The organism is Klebsiella planticola (assembly GCF_000783935.2).
Taxonomy (GTDB): domain Bacteria; phylum Pseudomonadota; class Gammaproteobacteria; order Enterobacterales; family Enterobacteriaceae; genus Klebsiella; species Klebsiella planticola.
Map to the genome: position 1 here is coordinate 1,962,706 of NZ_CP026047.1, position 12,514 is coordinate 1,975,219.

The following is a 12,514-nucleotide window of genomic DNA, read 5'->3' on the forward strand; positions in this document are numbered from 1 at the left end:
ATGGGCGTAGAAGATACTCAACCGCTAATTTCGCATTTGATTGAGCTGCGTAAGCGCCTGATCAATAGCATCATCGCGATACTGGTCATTTTCCTGGCGTTAGTGTACTTCGCCAACGACATCTATCAGCTGGTTTCCGCACCGCTTATCCGGCAGATGCCGGTGGGTGCAACGATGATCGCCACCGACGTGGCTTCCCCTTTCTTTACGCCGATCAAACTGACCTTCATGGTTTCGGTGATTCTGTCGGTGCCGGTGATTCTTTACCAGGTCTGGGCGTTTGTTGCCCCGGCGCTGTATAAACATGAGCGTCGGCTGGTTATGCCGCTGCTGGTTTCCAGTACGCTGCTGTTCTATATCGGTATGGCGTTTGCCTACTTTGTCGTTTTCCCGCTGGCGTTTGGTTTCCTGACCCACGCGGCGCCGGAGGGCGTGCAGGTCTCGACGGATATTCGCAGCTATCTCGATTTCGTCATGGCGCTGTTTATCGCCTTTGGCGTTTCGTTTGAAGTGCCGGTTGCGATCGTGCTGCTGTGCTGGATGGGCGTCACGACCCCGGAAGATTTGCGTAAGAAGCGGCCGTACGTGTTGGTGGGAGCATTCGTCGTCGGCATGCTGCTGACGCCACCGGATGTTTTCTCGCAAACGCTGCTGGCAATTCCGATGTACTGCTTGTTTGAGATCGGGGTGTTCTTTGCGCGTTTCTATACCGGAAAACGTCTGACGCGTGACGAGGATGCCGCCGCTGAAGAGGCGGGGAGCAAAGAAGAGTAACCAGCCGCCCGTCAGGGCGGTTGTCATATTGGAGAAGCGATGTTTGATATCGGCGTCAACCTGACCAGTCCACAGTTTTCCCGCGATCGCGATGAGGTCGTGGCCCGCGCTCAGGCGGCGGGCGTGACCGGCATGCTGTTCACCGGGACTAACCTGCATGAAAGCGAGCAGGCCCGGCAGCTGGCACATCGCTATACCCGCTGCTGGTCAACCGCCGGAGTGCATCCTCATGACAGCAGCAGCTGGGCGGCATCGGTGGCTGACTCCATTTTTCAGCTGGCGCGCCAGCCGGAAGTCGTCGCTATCGGCGAATGTGGGCTGGACTTCAACCGCAACTTTTCAACCCCTCAGGAGCAAGAGGCCGCCTTCAGCGCCCAGCTGGCGCTGGCAGCCGAGTTGTCTCTGCCGGTTTTTTTGCACTGCCGCGATGCCCATGAACGTTTCCTGACGCTCCTGACGCCCTGGCTGGATAAACTGCCTGGTGCGGTGCTGCACTGCTTCACCGGAACCCGCGAAGAAATGCGTGCCTGCGTGAACCACGGTTTGTATATTGGCATTACAGGCTGGGTCTGCGACGAGCGACGAGGGCTTGAGCTGCGCGCGCTGCTGCCGGATATCCCGGCAGAACGCCTGCTGATTGAAACGGATGCCCCGTATCTGCTGCCCCGCGACCTTAGCCCGAAGCCCGCTTCCCGCCGGAATGAACCGGTATATCTGCCGCATATTCTGACCCGCATAGCGGGATGGCGCGGGGAGGAGGCTCAGCGGCTGGAAGAGATCGCTGACACGAATGTCAGAACGCTTTTTGGCATCCGTTTTTAAGCGTACCGTCAGATTTTATGAAAGTCGGTATTTTTGATGCTTTGCAGTACCTGCTTGTTAAGCAGATTCAGCAGCAGCATGGAGCGCGCTTCACCATCCGGTTCGCTAAAGATAGCCTGCAGGCCTTCAAACGCGCCGTCGGTAATCAAGACGAAGTCACCTTCGTGCGGTGTTTCCGGGTCGGTGATGCCTTCCGGTTTATAGATAGAGAGCTGGTGAATGACCGCGGACGGTACCGTGGCGGGCTGGGCGCCAAAGCGCACGAAGTTATTCACACCTCGCGTGGCGCTGATAGTCGTAGTGTGGATAATTTCCGGATCGAATTCGACAAACAGGTAATTGGGGAACAAAGGTTCACTGACCGTAGTGCGTTTGCCGCGGATGATTTTTTCCAGTGCGATAGTCGGCATCAGGCAATTAACTGCCTGTCGTTCGAGGTGTTCCTGGGCGCGCTGAAGCTGCCCACGTTTGCAATACAGTAAATACCAGGCTTGCATAATAACTCTTTCCACTCTATTAGCAGCAAGCATAACAAAAGCCTGGGGCGATCGCGAAAGCCAATATAACTGAAATCAAAAATTCTATGTTCTTTCACTCTAATTTAACAAAAGTACAGCATGGCGCTGGCGAACACCGTATAATCAGCCGCCTGTATAGAGGTCAATAATAACTCCATGAAATACCACGATCTACGCGACTTTCTGACATTACTGGAGCAGCAGGGCGAACTGAAAAGAATCTCCCTGCCGGTCGATCCGCACCTTGAGATCACCGAAATTGCCGATCGCACTTTACGTGCCGGCGGCCCGGCCCTGCTTTTTGAAAATCCCAAAGGCTACACCATGCCGGTGTTGTGCAATCTGTTTGGCACTCCGCGCCGCGTCGCCATGGGGATGGGGCAGGAGGATGTCAGCTCGTTGCGTGAAGTGGGTAAGCTGCTGGCTTTTCTGAAAGAGCCGGAACCGCCGAAAGGCTTTCGCGATTTGTTCGATAAGCTGCCGCAGTTTAAGCAGGTATTGAATATGCCGACAAAGCGCCTGCGCGGAGCACCCTGCCAGCAAAAAATCATTGAAGGTGACAACGTTGATCTGACGCGTATTCCGATCATGACCTGCTGGCCGGAAGATGCTGCCCCGCTGATTACCTGGGGACTGACGGTCACTCGCGGTCCGCATAAAGAACGGCAGAACCTCGGCATCTATCGCCAGCAGCTCATTGGTAAGAATAAGCTGATCATGCGCTGGCTCTCCCATCGCGGCGGCGCGCTGGATTTTCAGGAGTGGTGTGCGGCTCATCCGGGCGAACGCTTTCCGGTCTCCGTGGCGCTGGGCGCTGACCCGGCGACCATTCTTGGCGCCGTGACGCCGGTTCCCGATACGCTTTCAGAGTATGCGTTTGCCGGCCTGCTGCGCGGCACCAAAACGGAAGTGGTCAAGTGCATTTCCAACGATCTTGAAGTACCGGCCAGCGCGGAAATTGTGCTGGAAGGGTATATTGAGCCAGGTGAAATGGCGCCGGAAGGGCCGTATGGCGATCATACCGGCTACTACAATGAAGTGGATAATTTCCCGGTATTTACGGTTACGCATATCACTCAGCGTGAAGATGCGATTTATCATTCAACGTATACCGGGCGCCCGCCGGATGAACCTGCGGTCCTGGGCGTCGCGCTGAACGAAGTCTTCGTGCCGATCCTGCAAAAGCAGTTCCCTGAAATTGTTGATTTCTACCTGCCGCCGGAAGGTTGCTCTTATCGTCTGGCCGTGGTCACGATGAAGAAACAGTACGCCGGACACGCCAAGCGCGTCATGATGGGCGTGTGGTCATTCCTGCGCCAGTTTATGTACACGAAGTTCGTGATCGTCTGCGATGATGACGTTAATGCGCGCGACTGGAACGACGTGATCTGGGCGATTACTACCCGTATGGACCCGGCTCGTGATACGGTACTGGTAGAAAATACGCCGATCGATTATCTGGATTTTGCCTCGCCGGTTTCCGGCCTGGGTTCAAAAATGGGGCTGGATGCCACAAATAAATGGCCAGGCGAAACCCAGCGTGAATGGGGTCGTCCTATTAAGAAAGATCCTGAGGTGACGGCGCGCGTTGACGCCATCTGGGATGAGCTGGCTATCTTTAAATCACAGTAAGCGGGGCTAACGCCGCTGTTTTGCTCTATAGACCCGACAGAGGGGACGCATGACAACCTTAAGCTGTAAAGTGACCTCGGTGGAGGCAATTACCGATACCGTGTATCGCGTTCGATTAGTGCCGGAAGCGGCGTTTTCTTTCCGCGCTGGTCAATATTTGATGGTGGTAATGGATGAGCGCGACAAGCGTCCGTTCTCCATGGCTTCCACGCCGGCGGAGCAGGAATGTATTGAACTGCATATCGGCGCCTCTGAGCTCAACCTGTATGCGATGGCGGTTATGGATCGCATTCTGAAAGAGCGCGAGATTGAGGTTGATATTCCGCATGGTGAGGCCTGGCTGCGTGAGGACGAAGATCGTCCGCTGATCCTGATCGCCGGGGGGACCGGGTTCTCCTATGTGCGTTCCATTCTGCTTACCGCCCTGGCGCGTAACCCGAACCGCGATATTGCCGTGTACTGGGGTGGTCGCGAAGCGAAACATCTCTACGATCTGGCAGAGCTGGAAGCGCTGAGCGTGGAGCACCCGGGTCTGCGTGTTGAGCCGGTTGTGGAACAGCCGGAAGAAGAGTGGCGTGGGCGTTCTGGCACCGTGTTGACCGCGGTACTGCAGGACTATGGCACTCTGGCAGAGCATGATATTTATATTGCCGGCCGCTTCGAAATGGCAAAAATTGCCCGTGAGCTGTTCTGCAATGAGCGCAATGCCCGCGAAGATCGCCTGTTCGGCGATGCGTTTGCCTTTATCTGATTCTCACGCCCTCTTCTTCAGGGAGAGGGTAGAGAACGGTAGAAATAAAAAACCCGCCCCTGACAGGCGGGAAAAACGGCAACTAAACCCCCTCTCTTCGCCATGGTCACCATAACTGCGTTGGCTGCGCTTATTCATCCCGAATCACTTACGGTATGTAAGCGCATCAGGGTGAATAAGGGACATCCGTGTCCCTCATCGAAGGCAGCCTTCGGCTGTTCAAATTCGTTCCTGACGAATTTGTCATTCGCCTGCCGCCTTGTTCTGGCACCAATAGCTTTGAGATAACTCTTTAATCAAACTCGCTCAAATACCGTTGCGATCCCCTGACCTAAACCAATACACATGGTGGCAAGACCGAACTGTGCGTCTTTGCGCTCCATCTGGTTAATCAGGGTAGTACTGATACGCGCGCCGGAGCAGCCGAGCGGGTGGCCCAGGGCAATCGCACCGCCGTTGAGATTGATCTTCTCGTCGATCTGCTCCATCAGGCCAAGATCTTTAATGCACGGCAGGATCTGCGCGGCAAACGCTTCATTCATTTCAAAAACGTCGATATCGCTGGCAGCCAGTCCGGCCTTTTTCAGCGCCAGCTTTGATGCCGGTACCGGACCATAGCCCATAATTGATGGGTCACAGCCGACCACCGCCATGGAACGTACGCGAGCGCGAGGTTTTAGCCCCAGCTCGCGGGCACGGCTTTCGCTCATTAATAACATGGCGGCTGCGCCGTCGGAGAGTGCGGAGGAGGTTCCTGCCGTGACGGTGCCGGTCACCGGGTCGAATGCGGGTCTTAATGCAGCCAGCGCTTCCACGGTCGTTTCCGGGCGGATCACTTCGTCATAGTTAAATGACTTCAGCACGCCGTCGGCATCATGGCCACCTGTCGGAATGATTTCCGCTTTAAATGCGCCGGACTGCGTTGCCGCCCATGCGCGAGCGTGGGAACGCGCGGCGAACTGGTCCTGCATTTCCCGGCTGATGCCGTGCAGGCGCGCCAGCATTTCGGCGGTCAGCCCCATCATACCGGCCGCTTTTGCCACATTACGGCTCAGACCCGGGTGAAAATCCACGCCGTGGCTCATCGGGACGTGGCCCATATGCTCCACGCCGCCGATCAGGCAGACGCTGGCGTCGCCGGTCATTATCATGCGCGCCGCATCGTGCAGCGCCTGCATCGATGAACCGCACAGGCGGTTGACCGTGGTGGCCGGTACCGAATGCGGAATCTCGGCCAGCAGTGCGGCGTTACGCGCAATGTTGAAACCTTGCTCCAGCGTTTGCTGTACGCAGCCCCAGTAGATATCGTCAATCGCAGCTGGATCAAGCGACGGGTTACGCGACAGCAGGCTACGCATCAGGTGCGCAGAGAGGTCTTCCGCACGCACGTGGCGAAAGGCGCCGCCCTTCGAACGGCCCATCGGGGTGCGAACTGCATCAACAATGACAACCTGTTCCATTGTGACTCCTTAAGCCGTTTTCAGAACGCCCGCCGGGCGGGCTGGTTCTACCGGGGGATAATAGGGTTCGTTATGGCGTGCTTTATTACGCAGTCCTTCCGGCACTTCGTACAGCGGGCCGAGGTGCTGATACTGCTGCGCCATATCGAGATATTTTGCGCTGCCCAGGGTATCCAGCCAGCGGAATGCGCCGCCGTGGAACGGAGGGAAGCCGAGGCCATAAACCAGCGCCATATCCGCTTCCGCCGGGCTGGCGATAATGCCTTCCTCCAGGCAGCGGACCACTTCGTTGACCATCGGAATCATCATCCGGGCGATAATCTCATCGTCGCTGAAGTCCCGTTTGGGCTGGCTGACTTCCGCCAGCAGCGCGTCGACGGCCGGGTCTTCTTCTTTCTTCGGTTTGCCTTTACTGTCTTCTTGATACCGCCAGAAGCCGAGACCGTTTTTCTGGCCGAAACGGCTGGCGTCGAACAGCGCGTCGATCGCGTCGCGATAATCTTTCTGCATACGCTGCGGGAAGCCGGCGGCCATCACCGCCTGCGCGTGGTGCGCGGTATCGATGCCGACCACGTCGAGCAGGTATGCCGGGCCCATTGGCCAGCCGAACAGTTTCTCCATCACCTTATCGACTTTGCGGAAGTCCGCACCATCGCGAAGCAGTTGGCTGAATCCCGCAAAGTAGGGGAACAGCACGCGGTTGACGAAGAAGCCGGGGCAGTCGTTAACCACGATCGGCGTTTTGCCCATTTTGCTCGCCCAGGCCACGACTTTTGCGATGGTGTCATCTGAGGTTTTTTCGCCGCGAATCACTTCTACCAGCGGCATACGATGCACCGGGTTAAAGAAGTGCATACCGCAGAAGTTTTCCGGACGCTTCAGTACGCTGGCCAGCTCACCGATCGGAATCGTTGAGGTGTTAGAAGCCAGAACCGTATCAGGGCGGACTTTCTCTTCGGTTTCCGTCAGTACGGCCTTTTTCACTTTCGGATTCTCGACGACGGCTTCGACCACGACATCTACGCGCTCAAAGCCAGCATAATCGAGAGTCGGGTGAATCGTGCCAATAACGCCGGCCAGCTTCAGCCCATCAATCTTGCCGCGCTCAAGTTGCTTGTTGAGCAGCTTAGCGGCTTCGTTCATGCCGAGCGTCAGCGATTTGTCGTTAATGTCCTTCATGATCACCGGCACGCCTTTCCAGGCAGACTGGTAGGCGATACCGCCACCCATGATCCCGGCCCCCAGTACGGCGGCCTGTTTCGGCGTCTCAACGTTTTTGGTCAGCTTCTTCGCTTTGGCTTTGACATACTGATCGTTAAGGAAGATACCGACCAGCGCGCGGGCCTCTTTGGTGTGCGCCAGCGGGACAAAGCTTTGGTTTTCCAGATTCAGCGCTTCTTCGCGGCCGAAACGAGCGGCCGCCTCGATGGTTTTTACCGCCGTCATCGGCGCCGGATAGTGTTTCCCGGCGGTCTGCGCCACCATGCCTTTGGCGATGGTGAAGCTCATGGCCGCTTCAATTTTACTGAGCTTCAATGGCTCCAGCTTCGGCTGGCGCTTCGCTTTCCAGTCCAGGTCGCCGTTAATGGCCTGACGCAGCATGGCGAGTGCGCCATCGCGCAGTTTCTCTGGTTTGACGATGCCGTCGACGAGGCCGATTTTCAGCGCCTGATCGGCACTGACATCCTTCCCAGCGGCAATAATTTCCAGCGCGCTATCGGCGCCGAGCAGACGCGGCATTCGTACTGAGCCGCCAAAGCCCGGCATGATACCCAGTTTGGTTTCCGGCAGGCCGATACGCAGGTCCGGCGTAGCCAGACGGTAGTCCGTCGCCAGCACGCACTCGCAGCCGCCGCCCAGCGCATAGCCATTTACCGCTGAAATAGTCGGTACCGGTAAATCTTCCAGACGGTTAAAGACGCTATTGGCAAAATGGAGCCACTGGCTCAACTGCTCCTGTGGTACCAGGAACAGGGACAGAAATTCGGTAATGTCGGCGCCGACAATGAAGGCCGCTTTCCCGGAACGCAGCATCAGCCCCTTAAGATCTTGTTGTTTTTCGAGTACGTCCAGCGCCTCACCGAGGCTGGCTACGGTTGCGGTATCGAGCTTGTTCACCGAGCCGGGAGCATCGAACACCAGTTCGGCAATGCCATCTTCCAGCCAGTCGAGGTACAGGTTGTCGCCTTTGTAGAGCATGTCAGTCTCCTGAATCCAGCAATGTGATCTGGTCGTACCAGATGCAACGGAGTGTGGGATTTATGTTAAAGAATTGCAAATGAGTCTTTAAATAAATGCTGGTCGGATCACACCTGGCGGAAATCACCCTGCCCGGGGCCGATGTGCTAAGATGCGGGGAATCACGATCTAATAAAAGCAAAGGATAAAAGATGGAATCACTAGCCGCGCTCTATAAAAATCATATCGTTACCCTACAAGAACGTACCCGTGATGCTTTGTCTCGTTTTAACCTTGATGCGTTGCTGATTCACTCCGGTGAGCTGGTCAATGTCTTCCTCGACGATCATCCGTACCCGTTTAAGGTCAACCCGCAATTTAAGTCCTGGGTCCCGGTGACGCAGGTACCCAACTGCTGGCTGCTGGTTGATGGCGTCAACAAACCGAAACTGTGGTTCTACCTGCCGGTCGATTACTGGCATAACGTTGAACCGCTGCCGACCTCGTTCTGGACGGAAGAGGTGGAAGTGATTGCCCTGCCGAAAGCCGACGGTATTGGTAGCCAGCTGCCAGCTGCGCGCGGCAATATCGCCTATATCGGGCCGGTGCCGGAGCGTGCGCTCGGTCTGGAGATCGCGGCCAGTCATATCAACCCGAAAGGGGTGATTGATTTCCTGCACTACTATCGTTCCTTTAAGACCGATTATGAGTTGGCCTGCATGCGCGAAGCGCAGAAGTCGGCGGTCAACGGGCATCGCGCGGCCCATGAAGCATTCCTCTCAGGAATGAGCGAATTCGATATCAACCAGGCGTATCTGACGGCCACCGGTCATCGCGACACCGATGTGCCTTACAGCAATATCGTGGCGCTTAACGAACATGCCTCTGTGCTGCACTACACCAAACTGGATCATCGTGCGCCGGCAGAAGCGCGCAGCTTCTTACTGGATGCCGGAGCGGAATACAACGGCTATGCCGCAGACCTGACGCGTACCTGGGCGGCGCACGGCGATAATGACTTTGCTCATTTGATTAAAGACGTTAACGATGAGCAGCTGGCTCTGATTAGCACGATGAAGGCTGGAAAAAGCTATGTGGATTACCATATCCAGTTCCACCAACGCATCGCTAAGCTGTTGCGTAAGCACCAGATCGTAACCAACATGAGCGAAGAGGCCATGGTTGAAAACGACCTGACCGGACCGTTTATGCCGCACGGTATTGGCCATCCGCTGGGCCTGCAGGTCCATGATGTGGCTGGCTTCATGCAGGATGATAGCGGTACTCATCTGGCTGCGCCGTCGAAATATCCGTATCTGCGCTGCACACGTATTTTGCAGCCGCGTATGGTGCTGACCATCGAGCCGGGCATCTACTTCATTGAGTCTCTGCTGGCGCCGTGGCGTGAAGGGCAGTTTAGCAAACACTTCAACTGGCAAAAAATTGAAGCATTGAAGCCGTTTGGCGGCATCCGTATTGAAGATAACGTCGTCATCCACGAAAACAGTGTTGAAAATATGACGCGTGACCTGAAACTGGCGTAATGGAAAGTTGGTTGATACCGGCCGCGCCGGTGACCGTTGTCGAAGAGATCAAAAAAAGTCGTTTTATCACGCTGTTGGCACATACTGACGGCGTGGTAGCGGCAAAGGCGTTTGTTGAGTCCGTCAGGGCGGAGCACCCTGACGCCCGTCATCATTGCGTGGCGTGGGTGGCCGGGCCACCCAATGACTCTCAACAGCTGGGTTTTTCTGACGATGGCGAACCGGCAGGCACCGCGGGTAAACCTATGCTGGCGCAGCTGATGGGCAGCGGCGTCGGCGAGATAACGGCCGTCGTGGTACGCTACTACGGCGGTATTTTGCTGGGTACCGGCGGTCTGGTTAAAGCGTATGGCGGCGGCGTTCATCAGGCGCTTGCCGTGCTGACAACGCAGCGCAAGACGCCGCTGACCGCATATACTTTGCAGTGTGAGTACGGGCAGTTAGCCGGAATTGAAACGCTGTTGGCTCAGTTCTCAGGACAAATTGTCGACAGTGACTATCAGGCCTCCGTCCAGCTTCGTGTGGCGCTTCCGCAAGCTGAAGTGGCGTCTTTTTCGACAAAACTGGCTGATTTTAGTCGTGGCTCGTTGCAATTACTGAAGATTGACGAATAATCCCCACCTGATTTTTTTGCATACCAAAGGAAGCGCCAGAGATGCATTTTCGCGCCATAACCCGAATCGTTGGACTGTTGGTCATTTTGTTTTCGGGGACGATGATCCTTCCGGGATTAGTGGCCCTGATATACCGCGATGGCGCGGGGCGGGCGTTTACCCAGACCTTTTTTGTCGCTCTGGCGATAGGCTCTCTATTATGGTGGCCGAACCGCCGTGAAAAGGGCGAACTGAAATCCCGCGAGGGTTTTCTGATTGTCGTACTCTTCTGGACCGTGCTGGGCAGCGTCGGTGCGCTACCGTTTATTTTCGCCGAACAACCGAATTTGACGATAACGGATGCGTTTTTTGAGTCATTCTCAGGCCTGACTACGACCGGCGCCACCACGCTGGTGGGGCTGGACTCTTTACCTCATGCCATCCTCTTCTATCGACAGATGCTGCAGTGGTTTGGCGGTATGGGGATCATTGTGTTGGCGGTAGCAATACTGCCGATACTGGGCGTCGGCGGGATGCAGTTGTATCGGGCGGAAATGCCGGGACCTCTGAAGGACAATAAAATGCGCCCGCGTATCGCCGAGACGGCCAAAACGCTGTGGCTTATCTACGTGTTGTTGACGGTAGCCTGTGCGCTTGCGCTCTGGTTTGCGGGTATGCCGGCATTTGATGCCATCGGTCACAGCTTTTCGACTATCGCGATTGGCGGCTTTTCTACACATGACGCCAGCGTAGGGTATTTTAACAGTCCAACCATTAACACGATTATTGCGGTTTTCCTGCTGATCTCAGGCTGTAACTATGGCCTCCATTTTTCATTGCTCAGCGGACGCAGTCTGAAGGTGTACTGGCGCGATCCTGAATTCCGCATGTTTATTGGTGTTCAACTGACGCTGGTGGTGATTTGTACGCTGGTGTTGTGGTTGCATGATGTGTATAGCTCGGCGCTGACGACGCTGAATCAGGCCTTCTTCCAGGTGGTCTCAATGGCGACGACGGCGGGGTTTACCACCGACAGCATCGCGCGCTGGCCATTATTCCTGCCGGTGCTGTTATTGTGCTCGGCATTTATTGGCGGTTGTGCCGGGTCGACGGGCGGCGGGCTGAAAGTTATCCGCATACTGCTGTTGTTCAAACAGGGGAACCGTGAACTCAAGCGTCTGGTGCATCCGAATGCGGTATACAGTATTAAGTTAGGCAACCGTGCGCTACCGGAACGTATTCTGGAGGCGGTGTGGGGATTCTTTTCTGCCTATGCGCTGGTGTTCATTATTAGCATGCTGGCGATCATCGCGACCGGAGTGGATGACTTTTCTGCTTTCGCCTCGGTTGTGGCAACGTTAAACAACCTCGGGCCAGGACTTGGCGTAGTGGCGGACAACTTCGCGACAATGAACCCGGTCGCGAAATGGATCTTGATTGCTAATATGCTGTTTGGTCGTCTGGAAGTGTTCACCTTACTGGTGCTCTTTACCCCCACTTTCTGGCGCGAATAACAGGAGTGCTTGTGAAAACGTTGATTCTATTTTCCACCCGCGACGGGCAGACGCGTGAAATTGCCTCCTTCCTTGCCTCTGAGTTGAAAGAGCTGGGTATCGATGCGGATACGGTTAATCTCAACCGTACTGAAGAGGTTGAATGGCGCCACTACGATCGCGTGGTGATTGGTGCATCGATTCGTTACGGACACTTTCATCCGGCGCTGGACCGTTTCGTGAAGAAACACCTGCAATCGCTGAATGCGCTGCCGGGGGCGTTTTTCTCGGTGAATCTCGTGGCGCGTAAGCCAGAGAAGCGTACGCCGCAGACAAATAGCTATACGCGTAAGTTTCTGCTTAATTCGCCATGGCAGCCGCAGCGCAGCGCGGTGTTTGCCGGCGCACTGCGCTACCCGCGCTATCGTTGGTACGATCGCTTCATGATTCGCCTGATAATGAAGATGACCGGCGGTGAAACGGATACCAGTAAAGAAGTCGTCTATACCGACTGGAAGCAGGTTGCCAATTTTGCGCGGGAAGTCGCACAAATGACGAGCAAATAGCACGTAAAATGGGCGTGATGGCGGGAATTTGAGCGGTTGAAAAGTTTTTTTAAAACAGGGCTTGTCAACGTCTCAGAACTCCCTATAATGCGCCTCCACTGACACGGAACAACGGCACGCAAGCCGCCGGGTCAGCGGGGTTCAGAGATGAACGCCAACGGAGAAAAGCGAAAATAAACGCTT

General features: G+C 55.7%; 11 protein-coding genes. 8 read left to right on the forward strand and 3 right to left on the reverse strand.

Going from position 1 to position 12,514, the window contains the following annotated elements:
* The gene (gene tatC, locus MC50_RS09500; RefSeq protein WP_004869672.1) at positions 1-774 is read left to right on the forward strand and encodes a Sec-independent protein translocase subunit TatC; all 774 of its coding nucleotides are present in this window, start codon (positions 1-3) and stop codon (positions 772-774) included.
* Between the two features lie 39 nt (positions 775-813).
* Complete coding sequence (gene tatD / locus MC50_RS09505) at positions 814-1,596, forward strand: 3'-5' ssDNA/RNA exonuclease TatD (protein WP_032690016.1); 783 nt, start codon at positions 814-816, stop codon at positions 1,594-1,596.
* 8 nt (positions 1,597-1,604) lie between these two features.
* On the opposite strand, the gene rfaH is transcribed toward tatD, so the two are convergent.
* Positions 1,605-2,093 carry a transcription/translation regulatory transformer protein RfaH gene (gene rfaH, locus MC50_RS09510; RefSeq protein WP_004869678.1) on the reverse strand — a complete coding sequence of 163 codons (489 nt, stop codon included), beginning with the start codon at positions 2,091-2,093 and terminating at the stop codon, positions 1,605-1,607.
* A 177-nt stretch (positions 2,094-2,270) separates the two neighbouring features.
* Here rfaH and ubiD point away from each other — a divergent pair, with 177 nt between their 5' ends.
* Both ubiD and fre read left to right on the forward strand, forming a co-directional pair.
* Positions 2,271-3,746 (forward strand): 4-hydroxy-3-polyprenylbenzoate decarboxylase, encoded by a 1,476-nt coding sequence (gene ubiD / locus MC50_RS09515; protein ID WP_032690015.1) that lies wholly within the window; start codon positions 2,271-2,273, stop codon positions 3,744-3,746.
* 49 nt (positions 3,747-3,795) lie between these two features.
* Positions 3,796-4,497 (forward strand): NAD(P)H-flavin reductase, encoded by a 702-nt coding sequence (gene fre, locus MC50_RS09520; RefSeq protein WP_004869682.1) that lies wholly within the window; start codon positions 3,796-3,798, stop codon positions 4,495-4,497.
* 296 nt (positions 4,498-4,793) lie between these two features.
* On the opposite strand, the gene fadA is transcribed toward fre, so the two are convergent.
* Together fadA and fadB are read right to left on the reverse strand one after the other, a co-directional pair.
* Entirely contained in the window at positions 4,794-5,957 is a 1,164-nt protein-coding gene (fadA, locus tag MC50_RS09525) for an acetyl-CoA C-acyltransferase FadA (RefSeq protein ID WP_032690013.1), read from the reverse strand.
* A 9-nt stretch (positions 5,958-5,966) separates the two neighbouring features.
* Positions 5,967-8,156: a fatty acid oxidation complex subunit alpha FadB gene (fadB, locus tag MC50_RS09530; protein ID WP_032690012.1), complete on the reverse strand. Its 2,190-nt coding sequence runs from the start codon at positions 8,154-8,156 to the stop codon at positions 5,967-5,969.
* 191 nt (positions 8,157-8,347) lie between these two features.
* Here fadB and pepQ point away from each other — a divergent pair, with 191 nt between their 5' ends.
* The 4 genes from pepQ to hemG are packed head-to-tail and all read left to right on the forward strand — an operon-like array spanning position 8,348 to position 12,331.
* Positions 8,348-9,679 carry a Xaa-Pro dipeptidase gene (gene pepQ / locus MC50_RS09540; protein WP_047663727.1) on the forward strand — a complete coding sequence of 444 codons (1,332 nt, stop codon included), beginning with the start codon at positions 8,348-8,350 and terminating at the stop codon, positions 9,677-9,679.
* Positions 9,679-10,293 (forward strand): IMPACT family protein, encoded by a 615-nt coding sequence (locus MC50_RS09545; protein WP_032690010.1) that lies wholly within the window; start codon positions 9,679-9,681, stop codon positions 10,291-10,293. The genes pepQ and MC50_RS09545 overlap by 1 nt, the downstream gene beginning before the upstream one ends.
* Before the next feature lie 41 nt (positions 10,294-10,334).
* The gene (trkH, locus tag MC50_RS09550; RefSeq protein WP_004119068.1) at positions 10,335-11,786 is read left to right on the forward strand and encodes a Trk system potassium transporter TrkH; all 1,452 of its coding nucleotides are present in this window, start codon (positions 10,335-10,337) and stop codon (positions 11,784-11,786) included.
* An 11-nt stretch (positions 11,787-11,797) separates the two neighbouring features.
* A complete protein-coding gene (gene hemG / locus MC50_RS09555) occupies positions 11,798-12,331 on the forward strand; it encodes a menaquinone-dependent protoporphyrinogen IX dehydrogenase (RefSeq protein WP_032690008.1) in 534 nt (177 codons plus the stop codon).
* The last annotated feature ends 183 nt before the right edge of the window (positions 12,332-12,514 follow it).

What these genes read in the sequence shown, in the direction of transcription:
- ubiD (WP_032690015.1), top strand. Translation starts at nt 2,271, where the DNA reads ATGAAATACCACGATCTACGCGACTTTCTGACATTACTGGAGCAGCAG.
- fadB (WP_032690012.1), bottom strand. Translation starts at nt 8,156, where the DNA reads ATGCTCTACAAAGGCGACAACCTGTACCTCGACTGGCTGGAAGATGGC.
- MC50_RS09545 (WP_032690010.1), top strand. Translation starts at nt 9,679, where the DNA reads ATGGAAAGTTGGTTGATACCGGCCGCGCCGGTGACCGTTGTCGAAGAG.
- rfaH (WP_004869678.1), bottom strand. Translation starts at nt 2,093, where the DNA reads ATGCAAGCCTGGTATTTACTGTATTGCAAACGTGGGCAGCTTCAGCGC.
- tatC (WP_004869672.1), top strand. Translation starts at nt 1, where the DNA reads ATGGGCGTAGAAGATACTCAACCGCTAATTTCGCATTTGATTGAGCTG.
- fre (WP_004869682.1), top strand. Translation starts at nt 3,796, where the DNA reads ATGACAACCTTAAGCTGTAAAGTGACCTCGGTGGAGGCAATTACCGAT.
- fadA (WP_032690013.1), bottom strand. Translation starts at nt 5,957, where the DNA reads ATGGAACAGGTTGTCATTGTTGATGCAGTTCGCACCCCGATGGGCCGT.
- tatD (WP_032690016.1), top strand. Translation starts at nt 814, where the DNA reads ATGTTTGATATCGGCGTCAACCTGACCAGTCCACAGTTTTCCCGCGAT.
- trkH (WP_004119068.1), top strand. Translation starts at nt 10,335, where the DNA reads ATGCATTTTCGCGCCATAACCCGAATCGTTGGACTGTTGGTCATTTTG.
- pepQ (WP_047663727.1), top strand. Translation starts at nt 8,348, where the DNA reads ATGGAATCACTAGCCGCGCTCTATAAAAATCATATCGTTACCCTACAA.